The 20,649-nt window shown below is 44.5% G+C and carries 16 protein-coding genes and 1 other annotated feature; all 16 genes read right to left on the bottom strand.

The features are described 5' to 3' along the window. Positions 1 to 215: 215 nt before the first annotated feature. Complete coding sequence (rplL, locus tag KP625_RS12515; protein WP_177982249.1) at positions 216 to 584, bottom strand: 50S ribosomal protein L7/L12; 369 nt, start codon at positions 582 to 584, stop codon at positions 216 to 218. Positions 585 to 644: 60 nt separating this feature from the next. Further along, entirely contained in the window at positions 645 to 1,133 is a 489-nt protein-coding gene (rplJ, locus tag KP625_RS12510) for a 50S ribosomal protein L10 (RefSeq protein ID WP_238298191.1), read from the bottom strand. A gap of 34 nt (positions 1,134 to 1,167) precedes the next feature. After that, positions 1,168 to 1,298: a sequence feature (ribosomal protein L10 leader region), on the bottom strand. A gap of 171 nt (positions 1,299 to 1,469) precedes the next feature. Further along, complete coding sequence (locus KP625_RS12505; RefSeq protein WP_238298189.1) at positions 1,470 to 2,423, bottom strand: N-acetylmuramoyl-L-alanine amidase; 954 nt, start codon at positions 2,421 to 2,423, stop codon at positions 1,470 to 1,472. 132 nt (positions 2,424 to 2,555) lie between these two features. Further along, positions 2,556 to 3,866 (bottom strand): alpha-amylase family glycosyl hydrolase, encoded by a 1,311-nt coding sequence (locus KP625_RS12500; RefSeq protein ID WP_238298188.1) that lies wholly within the window; start codon positions 3,864 to 3,866, stop codon positions 2,556 to 2,558. Positions 3,867 to 4,500: 634 nt separating this feature from the next. Further along, positions 4,501 to 7,080, bottom strand: a complete 2,580-nt coding sequence (gene clpB / locus KP625_RS12495; RefSeq protein WP_177971047.1) for an ATP-dependent chaperone ClpB — start codon at positions 7,078 to 7,080, stop codon at positions 4,501 to 4,503. A gap of 369 nt (positions 7,081 to 7,449) precedes the next feature. Beyond that, positions 7,450 to 8,928, bottom strand: a complete 1,479-nt coding sequence (locus KP625_RS12490) for an NCS2 family permease (protein WP_177971049.1) — start codon at positions 8,926 to 8,928, stop codon at positions 7,450 to 7,452. Positions 8,929 to 8,956: 28 nt separating this feature from the next. Then, on the bottom strand, positions 8,957 to 11,080 hold the full coding sequence (locus tag KP625_RS12485; protein ID WP_238298186.1) for an RNA degradosome polyphosphate kinase: 2,124 nt from the start codon (positions 11,078 to 11,080) through the stop codon (positions 8,957 to 8,959). 3 nt (positions 11,081 to 11,083) lie between these two features. Continuing rightward, complete coding sequence (locus KP625_RS12480; RefSeq protein ID WP_177971053.1) at positions 11,084 to 12,619, bottom strand: Ppx/GppA phosphatase family protein; 1,536 nt, start codon at positions 12,617 to 12,619, stop codon at positions 11,084 to 11,086. A gap of 334 nt (positions 12,620 to 12,953) precedes the next feature. Next, complete coding sequence (folK, locus tag KP625_RS12475) at positions 12,954 to 13,778, bottom strand: 2-amino-4-hydroxy-6-hydroxymethyldihydropteridine diphosphokinase (RefSeq protein ID WP_238298184.1); 825 nt, start codon at positions 13,776 to 13,778, stop codon at positions 12,954 to 12,956. Between the two features lie 82 nt (positions 13,779 to 13,860). Continuing rightward, positions 13,861 to 14,667, bottom strand: a complete 807-nt coding sequence (gene folP / locus KP625_RS12470) for a dihydropteroate synthase (protein ID WP_238299946.1) — start codon at positions 14,665 to 14,667, stop codon at positions 13,861 to 13,863. 260 nt (positions 14,668 to 14,927) lie between these two features. Further along, positions 14,928 to 16,055: an iron-containing alcohol dehydrogenase gene (locus KP625_RS12465; RefSeq protein ID WP_370641373.1), complete on the bottom strand. Its 1,128-nt coding sequence runs from the start codon at positions 16,053 to 16,055 to the stop codon at positions 14,928 to 14,930. A gap of 101 nt (positions 16,056 to 16,156) precedes the next feature. Further along, positions 16,157 to 17,374 carry an aspartate aminotransferase family protein gene (locus tag KP625_RS12460; protein ID WP_238298180.1) on the bottom strand — a complete coding sequence of 406 codons (1,218 nt, stop codon included), beginning with the start codon at positions 17,372 to 17,374 and terminating at the stop codon, positions 16,157 to 16,159. 34 nt (positions 17,375 to 17,408) lie between these two features. Then, positions 17,409 to 18,041, bottom strand: coding sequence for a cytidylate kinase-like family protein (locus KP625_RS12455; RefSeq protein ID WP_238298178.1), 633 nt, complete (start codon positions 18,039 to 18,041; stop codon positions 17,409 to 17,411). Between the two features lie 21 nt (positions 18,042 to 18,062). Then, on the bottom strand, positions 18,063 to 18,809 hold the full coding sequence (locus KP625_RS12450; RefSeq protein WP_305000014.1) for an amino acid ABC transporter ATP-binding protein: 747 nt from the start codon (positions 18,807 to 18,809) through the stop codon (positions 18,063 to 18,065). A 12-nt stretch (positions 18,810 to 18,821) separates the two neighbouring features. Further along, entirely contained in the window at positions 18,822 to 19,592 is a 771-nt protein-coding gene (locus KP625_RS12445) for an amino acid ABC transporter permease (protein ID WP_238298176.1), read from the bottom strand. Positions 19,593 to 19,728: 136 nt separating this feature from the next. Next, on the bottom strand, positions 19,729 to 20,592 hold the full coding sequence (locus tag KP625_RS12440) for a transporter substrate-binding domain-containing protein (RefSeq protein WP_238298174.1): 864 nt from the start codon (positions 20,590 to 20,592) through the stop codon (positions 19,729 to 19,731). Positions 20,593 to 20,649 lie beyond the last annotated feature (57 nt).

Raw genomic sequence — 20,649 nt, 5'->3', positions numbered from 1 at the left:
CCTTGAATTTATTTGGTTTTTTCTTTACTATCCGAATTTATAGCACACATATCCATAGTAATGACATTTTACTATACTAACATGGTTGGAATTTTGTGTCAACACACTTTTTGAAAAAAATAAGAAAAATAAATCAGAATTTTTTTTGTATTTATTCTTAGATAAAAAATCCGGCTTGGCATCTGCCAAACCGGACATTATTATTTGTGTCAAAATTACTTAAGAGTAACCTTAGCGCCCTCAGCCTCAAGCTTCTCCTTGATCTCGTTAGCCTCTTCCTTAGAAGCACCTTCCTTAAGAACCTTAGGAGCGCCATCAACAACGTCCTTAGCTTCCTTAAGTCCAAGACCTGTACAGTCACGAACAACCTTGATAACCTTAACCTTGTTAGGACCTACTTCTGTAAGCTCTACGTCGAAGGAATCCTTCTCCTCAGCTGCGCCAGCACCGTCTCCGCCTGCTGCTGCAACTACAACACCTGCTGCTGCAGATACGCCGAATTCTTCCTCACATGCCTTTACAAGGTCATTTAACTCTAATACTGATAAACCTTTGATAACTTCAATAATTTCCTGAGTTGTCATAATAATAATCCTCCATTATAATTTAAATTTGTTTGTAGATTCCAATCTTAATAATTCCAATTATGCTTCCTTGCTCTCAGCAATCTGCTTAATAACACGGGCAAAGTTTGTAATTGGTGACTGGATGCTTCCAAGGAACTTAGAGATAAGTTCGTCTCTGGAAGGAATTGTAGCGATTGTCTTAATGCCGTCTGTGTCGTAGTGAGTACCCTCAACAACACCGCTCTTAAGCTCAAGTGCCGGGTTCACCTTAGCGAAATTAGCTGCCAGTCTTGCAGGAGCTGTTGCATCTGTCTTAGAGATAACAACGGCTGTAGGTCCTTCGAGCTCGTCCTTTAATGACTCGAACTCTGTACCAGCGATAGCAATCTTTACCATGGTATTCTTGTATACCTTGTAAATGACATCTGCCTCTCTCATTGACTTACGAAGCTGTGTATCCTGCTCAACTGTAAGTCCACGGTAATCAACCAATACTACTGACTTTGCGTCCTTAATATTCTCTTTGATTTCCTCAACGACAGGCTGTTTTAACTCGATCTTAGCCAAAGTCTTGCACCTCCTTATAATATTAACGGAAACTGCACTTAAAAGAAAAACTCCCATACCGCAGTATGAGAGTTAAAATTCGTTCATCACGATTCTTCCTCGGTAGGCGTTTACCTGCTTATGCCTTGTGGCACCTACTGTCTACGGCAGTTCATCGTTTGATACTTTATCATGTAAACCTATGGTTGTCAATACCTATTTTTCAGTTTTATCGAAAATTTTGAAAAGTTTTCAATATTTTTATATATGCAAAAACTGATATCGTACCAAGATTTATTTGCCATTATTTTATTTATATACATTGCAGCATTTCTTTTAAGTGCTGTTTTTCTAAGCTTATGCCTTATGCACAATCAGCGTATCGTATCCGCGGTCGCGCAGTTCCCGCTGTGCGATGATTGCATCTTCGATTGTTTCATAATCCCCGATGCGCACCTGATACAATCCATCATCCTCATACACCATCGCATCATATCCAGCATTGATAAACCGGTTTGCCTGATATGATGCAGTACCGAATGCCCGGTAGATTCCAACCAGAATCTGGTAACCCGTCGATGTCTGCGGTTCCTCTTCCGCAAATGCAGGAACCGTTCGCGAAATCCCGTAATACTCATTTACCACCTGTGTACCGGCATATACTTTATTTTTCCGGTTTTCATCTGCACTGGCACTCGTTGCAGTTCCCCGTTTTTCGTTCTGTATGGCAGTCTTTACCGCACCTTCCCGATTTCCAGTCTGTGACACTGCATAGCCCGCATCCCGGATTGTCTCGTCGATACCGCGTGCGATTGCCTCCGCTGTCTCCGAAAACTTTGTATCAAAGAGATTATTGTCCTCATCGCTGTTGATAAATCCGGCTTCTACCAAAATTGCCGGCATCTTCGTACGCCGGAGTACCGCAAGGTCCGGTCGTTCCACGACATTGATGTTCCGGTAACCGACCTGTTCGAGTTCGTTGTTCACATTTTCCGCCATCACTGCCTTCAGTCCGGCATTATTATAGATTAACGTCTGTACACCATTATACTGGTTCGGTGACGGAGAAGAATTCCGGTGAATAGATACAAAGAAATCCGCCCCACTCTCATTTCCGATCCGTGCCTTCTGCACCGGGGAGTCATAGACATCATCCGTTCTCGTATAGATGACATCGTATCCCTGTGCCTCCAATATCTCACCGACCGCAAGTGCCAGTGCCAGCGTATCATCCTTCTCTCTTCTTCCATTATACGTAGCGCCGGCATCATATCCACCATGTCCGGCGTCAATCACGATTTTTACTGCCATAAAAAAGCCTCGCAAACATACACCTTCTGTATAGTTTATGCGAGACTTTTTATTTGTTGAAGGAATCAGCCTGCACCCTTGCCGGATGTGCAGAAGTTTCTTATCTATGGTGTTTATATAATTTCACAGTCATTAATGCTCCATCTTCCAGAATGCTGCAGAATATGGAGGAAGTTCAGAGCCGCCTCCGAAATCATGCGGCTGTCCGGTAATCAGATCCTGTGCCATTCCACATCCGGCATCAAAATGCGCCATATATGGCTGGTCACTTGCATTGATTGCCACAAGCACGCGTTCATGCTCGGATTTTCTTTCGAAGATGCACTGATGATTCGTGAGTACAACCGAACGGAAACCACCGTAATTCAATGCCTCGCTATGCTTCTTTGCCTCTGCCAGCTTGCTGATCCAGTCTGTCAGTTCGTTCCATTCCGGCTTCTCATAGCTGAGACGCAAAGACGGATCTCCCTCTTCTTTTCTGCCTTCTGCCCCCCACTCGCTGCCATAGTACACACAAGGAATACCCGGCATACCAAATGCCAGTGCGTAGATGAGCGGGAGATGATTCTTGTTCGTCAGGATGCTTGCCACTCTTGTCACATCGTGATTATCCACGAAGGACAGGAAATGTTTTCCTTTATAGCGAGTCCATTCTTCCGGTCCAAACTGCTGCAGCAGACTATGAATGATCTCGAACATGTTCATGCAGTTGAAGCTTGAGTAAAGGCCCTTATAGCACATATAGTTTGTCGCACTGTGCAGCATACCATCATTTACAAATACATTGTAATCGCCATGCAGTAGTTCTCCCAATAAGAAGAAATCCTGCTTCAGTCCGTCACAATGCGCACGCAGTCTGCGGATGAAATCGTGATCTAAGCAATATGCCACATCCAGACGGAGTCCGTCAATATCGAACTCATCAATCCATCCCTTGACGCAGGATAAAATATGCTGGATTACTTCTTCGTTACGAAGGTTTAATTTGACAAGGTCGAAGTTTCCTTCCCATCCTTCGTACCAGAGACCATCGTTATAATTGGAATTTCCATCAAAGCTGATATGAAACCAGTCTTTGTACGGGGAATCCCAGCGGTTTTTCAGTACATCCTGGAATGCCCAGAAGCCTCGTCCCACATGGTTGAATACTCCATCTAATACAACCTTGATTCCTGCTGCATGCAGTTTGTCAACCACTTCCTTGAAATCCTCATTCGTGCCAAGGCGGCAGTCGATCTTCGTGTAATCTCTCGTGTTGTAGCCGTGTGTATCACTCTCGAACACCGGTGAGAAATATATTGCGTTGGCGCCAAGCTTTTGAATGTGAGGAATCCAGTCCTCTACCTTCTTGATTCGTGACACAAGTTTCCCATCGTTTTCAAATGGTGCGCCACAAAAGCCAAGCGGATAAATCTGATAAAATACACTTTCGTTTGCCCACATAGTTTTGTCTCCTTTCGCAGAGTTTTCCACAAACATCGTTCATGTGCAACTCCCATCACTTTTGCCTTGCTTATTTTACCATTTTTTTGTAGGCTGAACAACCTTTTAGGAGCAATATGTCAAATACAATAAATTATACTCCAACACCGACCCTTGCCGTCTGCTTGCTTTGGAGTCTTTTTGTGATTATAGATAAATTACTCCTAATGTTTTTCCTTGTCATTCCATGTATCTTGGTGCAGATATGGTTTTCTTGCGCAGTTGCTCCAACTTATTCAAAAAATCATAAAAAAGCATTGGAACAAACTATAATATTATTTGTTCTTTACTCCAAACAAGCTTCATAACATTTTTTCATTTTTGAGTAGTCATCTTCAAATACTGACATTTGCTCCAATATTGACACCGAACAGCTATGCGCACAGTCTGATACTTAGGAAGAATTGCTGTACAAAATCATGCTCCCACGTAATCGGGCGAAAAAATACCGTCAATACAGGATTGCTCCCATATTGACGGTATCATTATATTATAATTATATATGTCTCTCCGGCATCGTTTTACTTTCTGCCTCGCAACCGACTTATGCTATGTGCATTCAACATCTCAAGTTACTATCCCGCACACATTACGCTTACTTCTTGATATACAGAGCATTGCCATCATAATCAAGCGTAATCGTATCGCCTGCACGAAGCTCATTCGACAGGATGCTCTTCGCAACCAGTGTCTCCACATTCTTCTGCAGATAACGCTTGAGTGGCCGCGCCCCATAATGCGGATCGTAACCGGCTTCGATAACATGATCCATCGCTGCATCGGTGAGTTTCAGTGTCAGTTCCTTATCTGCAATCCGCTTATTAAGATCTGTAAGCAGCAGATTGACAATACCACTGATAGACGCCTTGTCAAGTGGCTTGAACATGATAATCTCATCCAGACGGTTCAAAAACTCCGGCCGGAAATGATTCTTCAAGCCTGCCATAACCTGTGCCGACGCCTCCGGCTTAATCTCGCCATTCTCATCGATACCTTCAAGCAGATACTCAGAGCCAATGTTTGATGTCATGATCAGGATCGTATTCTTGAAATCGACCGTCTTACCCTTCGAGTCTGTGATACGTCCATCATCAAGTACCTGCAGCAGTACATTGAATACATCCGGATGTGCCTTTTCTACCTCATCAAAGAGGACAACGGAATACGGCTTCCGTCTGACTGCTTCTGTGAGCTGTCCACCTTCATCGTATCCGACATATCCCGGAGGCGCTCCGATCAGACGTGCCACACTGTGCTTCTCCATGTATTCACTCATATCGATACGCACCATGTTTGCTTCATTATCAAACAGCGCAGCAGCAAGTGACTTCGCAAGTTCTGTCTTACCTACGCCGGTCGGTCCAAGGAACAGGAACGATCCAATCGGTTTTGTCGGATCCTTGATGCCTGCCTTAGAACGGATGATGGAATCACTGACCAGACGGACTGCTTCATCCTGTCCGACGACACGCTTATGCAGTTCATCCCCCAGATGCAAGGTCTTGTTACGTTCACTCTCGGTCAGCTTTGCAACCGGAATTCCTGTCCACTTTGCAACAATCTTCGCAATCTCTTCCTCTGTAACACACTCATGTACCAGACTTCTGTCCTTCTCACTGACCTGTGCCTCCAGACGTTCCAACTCCTGCTTGATCTGCGGCAGTTTACCATATTGAAGTTCTGCTGCCTTCTCCAGATTGTATTCCCGCTGTGCGACCTGAATCTGATTATTCACATCTTCTAACTCTTCTCTAAGTTTTCGTACACGTTCAACATCCTGCTTCTCGTGCTCCCACGTTGCCTTCATCTGCTTGGATTGTTCACGCAGATCCTCCAGCTCTTTCCGAAGTACCTGCAGACGGTCCTGACTCAGATGATCGGTCTCATTCTTAAGAGCTGCTTCCTCAATCTCCCGTTGCATGATCTTTCTGGATATCTCATCCAATTCAGCAGGCATGGAATCAAGCTCCGTCTTAATCATCGCACACGCTTCATCAACCAAGTCAATTGCCTTATCCGGCAGGAAACGATCGGTGATATAACGGTTCGAAAGTGTTGCGGCACTAACCAATGCGCCATCACTGATCTTGACACCGTGGAACACTTCATACCGGTTCTTGATACCACGCAGGATGGAAATTGTATCTTCCACAGTCGGCTCATTCACCATAACCGGCTGGAAACGACGCTCCAATGCCGCATCCTTCTCGATGTATTTCCGGTATTCATCCAGCGTTGTCGCACCGATGCAATGCAGTTCGCCTCGCGCAAGCATAGGCTTCAACATATTACCCGCATCCATAGAGCCCTCGGTCTTACCGGCTCCGACGATTGTATGAATCTCATCAATAAACAAAATCAGGTGGCCTTCGGAATTCTTCACTTCATCAAGGACTGCCTTCAGACGCTCCTCGAACTCGCCACGATACTTGGCGCCTGCCAACAGCGCACCCATATCCAAGGCAAAAATATCTTTATCTTTGAGTGAATCCGGGACATCTCCACGCACGATACGCTGTGCCAATCCTTCGATAGCGGCAGTCTTACCTACACCAGGTTCACCGATCAAAACTGGATTGTTCTTCGTCTTACGGGACAGGATTCGGATGATATTCCGGATTTCATTGTCACGTCCGATGACCGGATCAAGTTTCTGTTCTCTGGCACGTTGTACCAGATTGTATCCGTATTTGTTCAGTGCATCGTAAGTATCTTCCGGATTATCGCTCTCCACCTTCCGGTTACCACGGATATTTGCCAGCACCTCAAGGAATTTACCTCTTGTGATACCATACGCATTTATCACTCGCTTGATATCCTTATCTGCCTTCTCAAGCAGGCCTAAGAAAATGTGCTCGACAGAAATGTAGTCATCACCCATCTGTTTTGCTTCTTTTTCTGCCTGAATCAATGCTTTGGAAAATTCCGGACTTGTAAACAACTGTCCGCCCGATACCTTCGGCCGGTTTGCAACCAGTTTCTCACATTCGCCGGTAAACGCATCCATATTAATTCCCATATTCGTAAGCAGCTTCGCAATCAGACTGTCTTCCACTGTCACAAGCGCATACATCAGATGTGCCTGTGTCAGTTCCTGATTGTTATACTCATATGCAAGCTTCTCACAACTCTCTATTACTTCCAATGATTTCTTTGTAAACTTTTCAGCATCCATACTTCTCAACTCCCTTCCGGATCTGTATCTCTTTTCTGTTCTATTTGAAGTATAACACATATAGCAAATTAGTCAACAAGAAATACTATCCAATATTTTCATCCGTTTCCTTTTCATTATTCGTCAAATTGCACAATTTTGATTGTGAACATTGCATAATACCATCTCATCTACCGGATGACGTGTGAGAATCATCCAATAAATATATGTACGCACACAATTCTACATAATGATTAACTGCACAAAAAAGGACCGTACCCCGCAAGTACGATCCTTTTTATCATTCTATGACTAACGAAACAAACCAATGCATGTACAGCAGTACTCTCCACATCAGTTTCAAACATCATCAAGTCTGCATAATTATTACTACATCGTAACGAAGATAAACTTACATACGAACAATGCAGCGATAACCGTAATCACGATATCCTTCTTCTTGAAGTTACCTGTGAACAGGGCAATTACAACATAAGCGATTGCACCGATACCGATACCGTTTGAGATAGAGTAGGTTAAAGGCATCATGATTAATGCAAGGAATGCAGGAACCGCAGAAAGCATATCGTCCATATCTACCTTTGCAAAGTTTCTGGCCATAAGAACACCTACATAGATCAGAGCCGGTGCAGTTGCACAGCTTGGAATCACACTTGCAAGCGGGCTTAAGAACAGGCAGAATGCGAAGCAAATTGCTGTTACAATACTTGTAAATCCTGTTCTACCACCGGCACCAACACCGGATGCGGACTCTACGAATGTTGTACATGTAGATGTACCAAGAAGTGCACCGGATACTGTACCGATTGAATCACAGAGCATACACTCATTCATGCTGATCGGATCACCATTCTCATCCATCATGTTTGCAGATGCGGCTGTACCATATATGGTTCCGATCGTATCGAACATATCTACAAGACAGAATGCTACGATCAGCATGATTCCGGAGAATACACCGCCGACATAAGAACTGTTAAAAGCTGCATCCCATGCATCACCATTAAATACGCCTAAGAAACCTACATTTGCAAAATCCTTGAAGGACTGAGAAATATTGCTCATATCAAAAGAAGGCACTTCCCACATAAACAGATAATAAAGTACTGCTGATGCAAGGATTCCAATAATCACGTTTGACTTAATGCCCTTCTTCGCAAGAATTGCAATGATAAGCACACCAAGCAAAGCTACGACAACCGGAACAATCTGATGCCATACATCCAGACCTGTTACCATCACACCATCAACCTCTGTACCGATCTGCTTGATTCTGCCATGGAAATCGTAGAACTGTACAAATGTGTACTGGTTGTCTTCGATGATACCTGCATTCTTGAAACCGATCATTGCGATGAACAAACCGATACCTGCAGGAATTGCCTTCTTCAGGCACTCCGGCATAGATACCGCAATGTACTTACGAAGTCCGGTTACAGAAAGAATCAGGAATACAATACCTGACAAAAATACGATAACAAGACCTGCCTGATAACCGGTCTTAACATCCTCGCCAGCGAAGAAAGATCCTGCTACGAAAATTGTACAGAAGAAGGAATTGAGTCCCATTCCACATGCCTGTGCAAACGGCATATCTGCGACAAGTGCCATCAGCAACGTACCAATGACCGCCACGATGATAGATGCAATGTATACAGAATTCCAGATCTGTCCCATCGTTCCCGGATCCGCTCCTAATCCGACAAGCCATCCATTTGCGCCCTCTGCTGCAACCTGGTTCGGATTTACAAAGATAATGTAAGCCATCGCGAAGAAGGTTGTGATACCCGCGAAGATCTCTGTTTTAAGCGTCGATCCTCTCTCTTTGATCTTAAAAAACTTTTCCACTTTTTAAGTCTCCTCTCTTTTGTTTTTATTAATCACCGATCTTCATGCGCGGAATGAAGATACGGGATACTTTCTTTTTGTCGTCCTCTCTCAAGGAACCCATCGCCTGTTTGCAGAAATAATTCTGCGCCTCCAGTTTTTCACGCCCCCTCAGATCCTGCTTTGCATACGAACCATCCGGCTGCATAATGTGTGCCTTCAATGTATCGGAAAGCTGTATCTCCAAAATCTCGATAACACGTTTCTTTAAATCCTCATCCTCAACCGGGAATGTGATCTCCACACGTTTGTCCAGATTTCTAGGCATCCAGTCGGCACTGCCCATATATACATCCTCGAATCCATCATTATAGAAATAGAAGATTCTCGCATGCTCCAGGAAATTTCCTACGATTGAACGCACCGTGATATTCTCGGAAAGTCCCGGGATTCCCGTCTTCAGACAACAGATACCACGCACGATCAACTCAATCTTTACCCCTGCGTTGCTAGCCTCATACAAAGCACGGATGATCACCGGATCACACAGGGAATTCATCTTGGCGATGATTCTGGCATTCTTGCCCATACGTGCATTCTCCGCTTCCCTCTCTATCAAAGCAAGGAAACGATCCTTCATCCAGATTGGTGCCACAAGCAGCTTGTTCCATGCCGGCGGCTCGGAATAACCGGACAACATATTGAAGACTGCGGTTGCATCCTCCCCTATCGCATCCGATGCAGTCAGCATACCCATATCTGTATACAGCTTTGCTGTAACATCATTATAGTTTCCGGTTCCAAGATGAACATACCGCTTGATGCCATCTTCTTCACGTCTTACGACAAGCGCAATTTTGGAATGCGTCTTTAATCCTACCAGACCATAAATAACATGGCAACCCGCTTTTTCCAGTTTTTTTGCCCAATTTATATTATTTTCTTCATCAAACCGGGCTTTTAGTTCAACTAATACCGTTACCTGCTTACCATTTTCCGCCGCGAGTGCAAGAGCCGCAATAATCGGAGAATTGCCGCTGACACGATAAAGTGTCTGCTTGATTGCAAGCACATCCGGATCAATCGCTGCCTGCTTAATAAACTCGATGACCGGTGTAAACTCATCATATGGATGATGTAACAGAATGTCCTTCTTCTTAATCTGATCAAAGATATTCGCATCAAGATCCAAGCCCTTCACCGGCTGCGGAATGTATTTCTTATTCTTCAAATGATCAAAACCATCGAGTCCGCGTACCTTTCCAAGGAACGTAAGATCAAGCGGTCCGTTAACCGAATAGATATAATCACTGTTGACATTCAACTGCTTCTTCAGCTCTTTCAACAGGCGCTTGTCCATCTCTGCTTCCACATCGAGACGGATAACCTCGCCCCACGCACGCTTCTTGATCTGCTTTTCAATCTCCTTCAACAAATCAGATGCATCGTCCTCATCGATTGCAAGATCTGCATTTCGCATAATTCTGTATGGATATGCACAGATAATCTCATAATTTAAGAAGAGTTGATTTAAGTTCTTCTCGATGATCTGCTCGAGTAAAATAATCTCTCTGCATCCGCCCTCGCCCGGAATCTCAACCACGCGCGGCAATACAGATGGCACCTGAACCGTTGCAATATCAATTACATCCTTCTTCTTATCACGAATCAACGCACCGATATTCAGTGTCTTATTGCTGATCAGCGGAAACGGTCTCGAAGAGTCAACTGCCATCGGCGTAAGTACCGGGTAGACTTCCTTCTCAAAATATTTATCTACAAACTTACTCTGCTTCTCGTTTAAATCCTCGTAATGCTTGACTAATTTCAAACCGTTTTCTTCCATCGCCGGCAGAATCTGACGATTGAGTGTACTGTACTGGCTCGCAATCATATTCTTCGTCTCCGGAATGATTAAATCAAGCTGTCCCTGCGGTGTCAGTCCTGCAATATCCTTTTTCTTCACATCGGCGTGTACAAGATCAATCAGAGATGCCACACGTACCATGAAAAACTCCGACAGATTTGATTCCGTGATACTAAGGAAATTCAGACGTTCAAACAGTGGGATTGTCTTATCCTTCGCCTCATTCAAGATTCTGTAATTGAACTGCAGCCAGCTCATTTCCCGGTTATAATAATTTTCCGGTTTTTCCAATAATTTTTTATCCATGTCTTACACACTCCTTTTCACCCGAAGTACCGGTCTGATACCATAGATCTGCTCGAAGAAATCCGCACGTGCCTCAAAAAGCCCTGCCTCCAACGAGATATCTTCGTATGTCTTTGCCAGAATAATCAGCTTATCTTCCTTCAATGTCACCGAAATATCCTCAATCTTCTGCATGTGGCTCTTGTCAAGGATATTTGCAATTCGAAGGATTGCTGCCAGCTTTGCTATCACGATATAATCACATCCATCGAGCTCTGCCGATATCTTATCCTTGGACGGAAGATACAGAGGGTTATACCGCACCACGTTTGCGACCTCCATACGTTCCTTGTGCGAGAGTCCGAGTATCTCAGTGTTTGCTACTATATAATATGAGTTCTTTGCTCCGTCATGCAGATTGATGAAATTCCCACACTCATGCAGAATCGATGCGATCTGAAGCTGAAGCCGCTGCATCTTATCGAGGCCAAACGGTTTTCGGATCACATCAAATATTTTCAGTGCAAAATATGCAGTCTGGTTCACATGATTCCAATTGCAGCGATACCGTTTTGCAATATTATTCGCCGTTGCCACGATATCCTCTTCAAAGTTATGGTTGAATACGACCCGGCTCCCTTCATCCATGTAATTTGCCACGATGCACTCACAGAAATCCACATCCGGCACATACATTTCCTCCGCCTTACAGTTGTTCAGGAAAGACTGGTAGATCGTAATGTTCGGCAGCATCAATGTTGCACGTTCGTACGGAATGCCATATTTCTCCGCAAGCTCCTGTGCCGGCATACTGATCACACGCTGGTACATCGCATCGAACTGCGCCCGCGTGATCACATCCTTGATAGAAAGCTCCGGCACGATCTTCTTCAGGGAGCTTACGACCTCCCCGACCGCAATAATATTCTTAATCTCTTTATCCTTCAGATAGATATTCCGGAACGATACGATATCGTTATCCACATAATCTGCCATAATCTCATCGAGCCGACCGGATTTGTGTCCGATGAGTGCCAGATAATCACGGACACGCACGGCACCGATCTGGATATTCTCTGTCACAACCAGATTATTCTTGTCAAACAGAGAAATCTGCACGCTTCCGGCACCGACATCCACAAATGCAGTGTTCTTGCTTACAACCTGATGAAAATCCTCGTATTTTGCAACCAGCCCCTTGAAGCTGATATAACGCTGCTCGGAATTACTCAGTACCTGCACACGGATGCCTGTTGTATGTTTAATCACGTCAAGTACCAGATCCATATTCTTCGCCTCACGCACAGCGCTCGTTGCATAGGCCCGATACTCCGTGATTTTATATTCGTCCATCTTATTCTTTAAGCCGTTAAGTTCTTCGCAGATCATCCGGATAGATTCCTGACTCAGTTTTCCATCGCGGTAGGTGTCCCGCCCAAGTTCCAGTATACGGCTGACACTGTCGATCTGTCGAAATGATTTTCTGCCATTTACCTGAAAGATCTTCATGGATATCTCGCTGCTTCCCACGTAGATGGCGGCAAACATTTTGTATGCCATAGTTTTTACCTCCCTATTTCATCCGCAGATAATTATCCGACATTTCCTGTATGTCTCATGCAGAACACTGCTATTATCCATACGCAGACGCGCTCTCGCTCACTTCCGCACATAGCAGACACTAAGCTCCTAACACATCATTCTGCGAATGAATGCGTTACTCGCTAAGTGCTGATGTGCTCCAATGGTCTGCGTTAGGATAAATACCAGTGTCCCGCATGATTTCTACACATCGATTGTATCGGATAATTATCTGCTCATTTATATACTTCCGGTTACAATGCAAATGGCATACGCATGTCATCTGCCGCTCCCTTGAATAGTTTTCAATATTTCATTCTTCCTTATGATTTAATGCTTCCAGTAGTTCGATGATGGTCTTGTGGTAGCCCGGATGGTAGGCATATGGCGCGATTTCGGCAAGTGGTTCAAGCACGAACGCACGCTTTGCCATCTCCACATGCGGCACCTTTAGGTTCTCTTCCATGATCATCTCCCGATCGTAGAGCAGGATATCAATATCTAAGGTTCTTGGCCCCCAGTGGATCAGCCGCTTTCTTCCGGCGCCCTGTTCAATGTCATTGACAACAGCCAGCAGATCCTGCGGTGAGTAGATTGTCTCAATCTCCAGACAGCCATTTAAGAAATCATCCTGTTCCACATCGCCGTATGGTTCTGTTATTATATAGGAAGAAACCTTTGTCACCTGAATATACTCATCTTTGTTCAGCTGATCGACCGCATAGTCAAGGTATGCCTCCTTGTCTCCGAGGTTGGAACCGATACCCAGATACGCAGTATGTCTGCCTCTTGTGATATCCACGCAAACAGTATCAAAGTCCATTGGAATTGGAGCACTCGGCTTACTCAAAATCACATGAACCATTTTTACCTGTGAGTATGCAAGCAAAATCGCATCCGCAACATTCTCTGCTGCTGCCTCAATCAAATCATAGCTTTCCTCCTGCATCGTCCGCCCGATCAGTTCACACACCTCTGCATAATTCACGGTCTTATCCAGATTATCCGTCATGCCTGCCGCATGCAGATCCACATCCATTGATATGGTAACAAAAAACTTCTGTCCATTCTTTTTTTCTTCCGCAAGGACACCATGATATGCAAATATCTCTAAATCTTTAATCCATATTTTATCCATATAGTTTCTGTCCTTCTCTGTCTTATATCCTCAATTAATGCCATGACATCATCCTTGTCTCTACACTTTCGAGAGCATTTCATTACGCCTTGAGCATCGCATCCGTCATTGCCAGGGCACGTACATTCTTCTTCACGTCATGTACCCGGAAGAAGCTGCATCCCTTCACAAGTCCTAAGACGGAGGTTGCCATCGTACCTTCTTCCCGCTCATCAACCGGCAGATTCAGTGTGTTGCCAATCATGGATTTTCTTGAAGTTCCAAGCAGTACCGGATATCCGAGCGCAACCAGATCCTCCAGATGGTTCATAAACTTTAAGTTCTCTTCGGTATTCTTCGCAAATCCAATGCCCGGATCTAAGATGATCTTATCATCCGCAAGCCCTGACGCGTGCGCAATCTGTACGCACTCCTTCATGTCTGCAATCACATCCGCAATAAAATCCTTGTATACCGCTTCCTTCCGGTTGTGCATCAGGCAGACCGGAACCTGGTATTTTGCACAGAGCGGTGCCATCTCATCGTCCCATTTGAAACCCCATATATCATTGATCAGATCGGCACCAGCCAGAATCCCCGCCTGAGCCACCTGATATTTGTACGTATCTAACGAAACCGGAATCTCAAACCGTTCCTTGATCGCCTCAATTACAAAGCAGGTACGCTCGATTTCTTCCGCAACCGAAATCTTCACATGTCCCGGCCGGGTGGATTCTCCTCCGACATCAATAATATCTGCCCCATCCCTGATCATTTCTTCCGTATGTCTCAAAGCCGCATCCAGATTCCCGTATCTTCCACCGTCTGAAAAGGAATCCGGTGTTACATTCAAAATCCCCATCACATAAGGGCGTTTCCCAATCTCAAAGTTACGGTTTCCAATCGTTATTATCTGATTTTTCATAATTTATAAGTCCTCATTTCCATTCTTGTCCATAATTATTATCATTTTAACATTTTTATTATAAAACTACCACCGCTTTATATTTATTTTTTTATTTTAACATTTAGAAATTCTTAGATTCCATACAACGCATAGTATATTTCCCATCAAACCACTATCTCTGCGGGTTGTTTTGCAAATGACGCCTTCAATAGAAAAAGGCTGCCGCTTCGCGACAACCTTTTCCCGTGTAGACAGGTTTGATATTACATAGCCTTTTTGTAAAGGGCTATAATATCCTTCTTCGTAGAGCGGCGTGGGTTCACCATGATATTTCCGCTCTTCATGGCATCGTCTGCCATGATATCTATCTTGTCTTCCGTGACTCCTACTTCTGTAAGTTTCGCAGGAATTGAAAGACTGTTATTTAAAGCTTTGATTGCATCCACCAGCATATCCGGCGTGAAGTTCTCATCGCTTCTGTGTGTCTCACTTACATATTCATAGATTTTCTTGTATTTCCCTTTATCCGCAAGCTTGTTGTAATCAAGGATTATCGGAAGCAAAATCGCATTTGCCACGCCGTGCGGCACATCAAAGAACGCACTGACCGGATGGCTCATCGCATGCACATTCCCGAGCCTTGCCCATGACATTGCAATGCCCGCAAACAAAGATCCAACCAACATATCACTTGCCGCATCCACATCCGTGCGATTTGCCACATAAGCCCGAATCGAACGGCCGATCAACTCCATCGCTTTTTCTGACATTGCCTCAGAAAACGGAGATGCCGCAGACGAAACATACGATTCACACGCATGGATAAATGCATCCATACCGCATGCTGCTGCCACAGACACAGGTGCTGTCGCAATCAGATCCGGATCCAAAATTGCATATTTCGGAATCAGTTCATAACTGAATACTGTCAGCTTATAATTCCGGCTGTGATCGGTGATAATTGAAAATGCAGTTACCTCGGAACCAGTACCCGCAGTCGTTGGAATCGCAATCTGCGGAACGATTGGTCCCGGAACCTTGCCGCCACCTTCGTATTCTGTGATGTTCCCGCCATATTTTGCGATGACTCCAACCGCTTTCGCCACATCCATCGGAGATCCGCCGCCAAAAGCCACAATAAAATCCGCACCACATTCTTGATACAGTTTCGTTGCCTTTTCTACTGTCTCAACTGAAGGGTTTCCCTCGGTCTCCGTAAATGCATCCGCCGGGATTCCAACATCTGCCAGAGACTGCTTACATACATCCACCAGTCCCATCTTGTTCAGATGAGGACCGGAAATAATAAGGGCATGTGTACCGCCAAGTTTAGTTGCACATTCACCCAATTTCTTGATAGAACCTGCGCCAACGATAATCTCCTGTGGCACAGAAAAACAAAAATCCTGCAATCTAATTCACCTTACTTTCCAAGACGAAATACCGTCCGGTTGCATTTACCGCAGCCGGACCGATACTTCACAAATATTTTTTATTTTGAAAGTGCCTTCACTGTCTCTTCCAAAATTGCATATGCCTTGTCACAATCTTCTCTGCTTGCGATCAGTGGTGGAACCATACGAATGATATGCGCACCAATCGCTGTAATTAGAAGCTTTCTATCGAAAGCACCGTGCTTCACATCGACAGCATCAATCGTATCATCAAACTCAACGCCGATCATCAGACCCATACCACGGACTTCCTTCACATGAGGAAGATTCTTCAGCTTATCCATGAAGTACGCACCAACCTCCTTCGCATTACCTGCAAGATCACGGTCAAGAAGCTCATTTACTTCCGCATAAGCAGCTGCACAGCTGACCGGATGTCCGCCAAAGGTTGTACCGTGGGAACCCGGTGTAAATGCGGTTGCAACTTCAGCGGTTGCACAGATAGCGCCAATCGGCATACCGCCACCGAGACCCTTCGCCATAGAGACAATATCCGGCTTAATGCCATAATTCATATAACACATCGGCTGGCCGGTTCTGCACCATCCGGTCTGTACCTCATCGATCAGGAGCAGCATGTTATTCTCATCGCAGAACTTACGAAGTCCTGTCATAAATTCATACGTTGCAGGGTTAACGCCGCCTTCACCCTGGATTGGCTCGATCATGATTGCGATTGTATTCTCAGTACAAGCATCCTTAAATGCCTGCAGATCATTGTATGGCGCGTAAGAGAAACCATATGTCATCGGTCCAAATCCTACCTGGCAGCCATTGCCCGGCTGACCTGTCGCAGACATCGCACCGAATGTTCTACCGTGGAAGCCCATCTTCGCAGTTACGATATGGTAACGGTTCGGTCCGTAATGCTCGATACCGTATTTTCTTGCCATCTTGATCATGGCTTCATTTGCTTCTGTACCAGAGTTCTGGTAGAAAATCTTATCCATGCCGATGGTTGTACAGACCTTCTCAGCAAGCAGAGCCTGCGGAATCGTGTACGGATAGTTGAATGTATGCATGATATCATCGACCTGATCCTTGACGGCTGCAACAACCTTCGGGTTTCTGCTTCCTGCATTATTTACCGCGATACCTGCATAGAAATCCAGATATGGAGTTCCTTTTTCATCGTACATGTACATGCCCTCGGCTGTCTCTGCCAAGAAATCAAAACGCTCGTATGTATCGATCATGTACTTGCTTACCTTATCCTTGATGTCCTGCTTTGTTAATCCAAGATCCTTTAATTTCATAATAAACGCCTCCTAAATATATAAAATGTTTTCGTTACTTTATCATTCCTTTGATCTTCATGTAATCCTTGATTAGCTTCACGCTGTCCTCGATTCCGACCTTCTCACTGTTGATCGTCAGATCGTAGTTGACCGGATTCGTCCAGTAATTTCCATGTGTATAATACTTATAATAATCCGCACGGAACTTATCCGTATGCACAATCGTTGCCGTCGCAACATCCTCGGTCACGCCCATATGCTCCATCGTCCTCTTCACACAGAAATCACGCGGCGCTTCTATATAGATGCTTACAATATTCGGTCTTCCCCGCAGAATATAATCTGCACATTTTCCAACGATGACACACGATTCGGTATCCGCCAAGTTCTCGATGATCTGCTTCTGATACTCAAACAGCTTATCATCGGACACGAATTTCTCATTCCGGCTGATATAGCTTTTCGCACGCGGCAGACCTTTCAAGAAGCTGGAGAAACCGCCATTCGAACGTACCTTCTCATTGACCTCCTGAAATAACTTCTCATCGAGTCCGCTCATCTGGGATGCCAGTGTCAGGATTCGGTTTTCGTAGCAATGGATGCCAAGCTCCTTCGCAAGCTTCGATGCAATTTCCTTTCCGCCGGTACCAAAGCCTCTTGCAAAAGTAACAACATAATTTTCCATATTTTTTCCCTCACAATCTTATTATGCTATAAATCTGCTTAAGAACTCTCTGCTTCGATCGTTCTTCGGATTCGTGAAGAACTCCTCTGGTGGTGCATCCTCCACCACATAGCCTTTATCCATGAACAGCACACGGGACGATACATTCTTCGCGAAATCCATCTCATGTGTCACGATCAGCATTGTAAGTCCGGAGCTTGCAAGCTCCTTCATAACATTCAATACTTCACCGACCATCTCCGGATCGAGTGCGGATGTCGGCTCATCAAACAGCAGCACCTCCGGATTCATGCAGAGGCCTCTGGCAATCGCCACACGCTGCTTCTGTCCACCGGATAACTGCTCCGGTCTGGCATTGATATACGGTGCCATGCCAACCGCTTTCAAATGCTTAATCGCGCGGTCGAATGCTTCCTCCTTGGATACATGCAGAACCTTTCTTGCACCCTCCATGCAGTTTTCCAGCACCGTCATATTGTTAAATAAGTTGAAGGACTGGAATACCATACCGACTTTAGAACGAAACTCGTTAATCTCCTTCTGGACATTTCGGATTTCCTTACCGTGATACAACACCTGTCCGCTTGTCTGCGTCTCCAGCTTGTTCACACATCGAAGCAATGTGGATTTGCCGGAGCCGGACGAACCGAGGATACAAATCACTTCCCCTTTTTTCACTTCAAAATCAATCTTTCGCAAAACCTCATGATCACCGAAGGATTTGCTTAAGTCTTTTACTTCTATAATACTTTCTTCCTTGTTACCCATAAGCTCACCCTCCTACTGTTTATCTTCCATATATTCCACAGCAAGCACATAATCCTTTTTGCCTGCCATCTTCTTTTCAATAAATAAGAACAACCTGTTAAATACCACACAAAGCACCAGATAGATCAGGGCAATTACAAGATACGATTCAAAATACTTGTAATACGTACCACCAACCGTCTTTGCCTGCATGAAAAGCTCCTGAATACCGATTACATTTAACACAGATGTCATCTTCAAATTTGTCAGAAATGTATTCGCCATCTCCGGAATAATATTCTTGAATGCCTGCGGCAATATGATGTAAAACATCGCCTGCATCGGTGACATTCCCATTGCCAGAGCACCTTCACGCTGTCCAACATCAATAGATTTGATACCTGCACGCACCGTCTCTGACATATAAGCACCTGTGTTTAAAACAGTTACGAGAATACCTGCAATAATCGGGTTAATATCCACACCACCCTGGCGGAGACCAAAATATACGATCATCGCCTGTACGATCATTGGTGTTCCTCGGAACAGCTCCACATATAAGAAACAAATAAATTTGAAAAATTTGATAATACCCTTCTTAATCGGATTATCTTCTTTATGAATTTTGATATCTCCGACAATACCCACAATATAACCAAGTATGAAACCTACGATTGTACCAATTACAGATACATACAAGGTAATCCATGTTCCCTGCAGGAACATGTTCGAATACTTCTTGGCAAGAAATGCCATCCATTCAAAGATATTGGTCGGGGACGATAAACTTAGAATAGTTCCCATATGATTTCCTCCTGTCATACACGTTTTTTATAATTCCTCCGCAGCCTGAAATCACGAAAGGCTGCGGGGGTGGTGACGATAATTATTATGTAAGCAGCGAGCTGCTTACTGATCATCGCCCTTTGGGCGACGATATTTAGTTAGCTGCTGGCTGCAAACTGATTGCATCTTCCATTGTCTTATCCATAGTATCCTTATCATTCCAGCCGATTGCATTCATTGCTTCCTGAACCTTATCACGAAGCTCTGTATCATCTTTTCTTGTTGCGATACATACATTTGTCATTTCCTCATCGCCCTGGAACTTATCATTCGGATCAAGATAGATGATTGCCAGATCATCGTTTGTCATGGCTGCCGATTCCGCTGTTGGTACATCGATGACACATACATCTGCGGTTCCGTTTGAAATTGCCATGAAGCACTCTGCTGTTGTCTCATAATTTGCACCAAGCTTTGCATCCGGCACCTGATCAAGCAGATTTACCCATCCGGTACCAAGCTGTGTTGTAAGTGTTACGTTCTTACCGGCCAATTCAGAAAGACCTTTGATATTCTCCAGTCCGGATCCCTTCTTCACAACCAGACAGTTATCTCTGTAATAATACGGATCTGTAAATGAATAGGAAGCTTCTCTTTCCTTTGTACGTCCCATACCTGCGATAATCACATCATAATCGCCTGCATCGAGTGACATTCCGATGGAATCCCATTCAACTTTATGTACTTCCAACGTCTTGCCCATCTGCTTCGCAAGTTTTTCTGCTACCATGACATCATAGCCATATGCATACATGTTCGTTCCATAGATTGGAACTGCTTTCTCTCCATTGGCAAGCTCATCTGTTTCCTGTGACCAGTTAAACGGAGCATATGCACATTCCATTCCGACTCTTAATACGTTGTCATCTCCGGTTGAATCTTTCTTTCCACAACCGGCAAGAGATGTCAATGCCAATGTTGCTGCAAGCGCCATGCTGATTAATTTTCTTTTCTTCATAAACATCATCCTCTCTTTCATCTCGCATTTTTCTTAATTTTCTTAAGTCGTTCACCT

Source organism: Eubacterium sp. MSJ-33 (genome assembly GCF_022174665.1).
Taxonomy (GTDB): Bacteria; Bacillota; Clostridia; order Lachnospirales; family Lachnospiraceae; genus Coprococcus_C.
The sequence above is the reverse complement of the archived record's forward strand: the minus strand, read 5'-3'. Positions and strand labels throughout refer to the sequence as shown.

Bases quoted from the DNA above. Each gene is read 5' to 3' on its own strand.
- rplL (WP_177982249.1), bottom strand. From the start codon at position 584: ATGACAACTCAGGAAATTATTGAAGTTATCAAAGGTTTATCAGTATTA.
- KP625_RS12505 (WP_238298189.1), bottom strand. From the start codon at position 2,423: ATGGCAGTAAAAATCGTGATTGACGCCGGACATGGTGGATATGATGCC.
- KP625_RS12500 (WP_238298188.1), bottom strand. From the start codon at position 3,866: ATGTGGGCAAACGAAAGTGTATTTTATCAGATTTATCCGCTTGGCTTT.
- clpB (WP_177971047.1), bottom strand. From the start codon at position 7,080: ATGGATGCTGAAAAGTTTACAAAGAAATCATTGGAAGTAATAGAGAGT.
- KP625_RS12485 (WP_238298186.1), bottom strand. From the start codon at position 11,080: ATGGATAAAAAATTATTGGAAAAACCGGAAAATTATTATAACCGGGAA.
- KP625_RS12480 (WP_177971053.1), bottom strand. From the start codon at position 12,619: ATGGCATACAAAATGTTTGCCGCCATCTACGTGGGAAGCAGCGAGATA.
- folK (WP_238298184.1), bottom strand. From the start codon at position 13,778: ATGGATAAAATATGGATTAAAGATTTAGAGATATTTGCATATCATGGT.
- KP625_RS12460 (WP_238298180.1), bottom strand. From the start codon at position 17,374: ATGAAATTAAAGGATCTTGGATTAACAAAGCAGGACATCAAGGATAAG.
- KP625_RS12455 (WP_238298178.1), bottom strand. From the start codon at position 18,041: ATGGAAAATTATGTTGTTACTTTTGCAAGAGGCTTTGGTACCGGCGGA.
- KP625_RS12450 (WP_305000014.1), bottom strand. From the start codon at position 18,809: ATGGGTAACAAGGAAGAAAGTATTATAGAAGTAAAAGACTTAAGCAAA.
- KP625_RS12445 (WP_238298176.1), bottom strand. From the start codon at position 19,592: ATGGGAACTATTCTAAGTTTATCGTCCCCGACCAATATCTTTGAATGG.
- KP625_RS12440 (WP_238298174.1), bottom strand. From the start codon at position 20,592: ATGAAGAAAAGAAAATTAATCAGCATGGCGCTTGCAGCAACATTGGCA.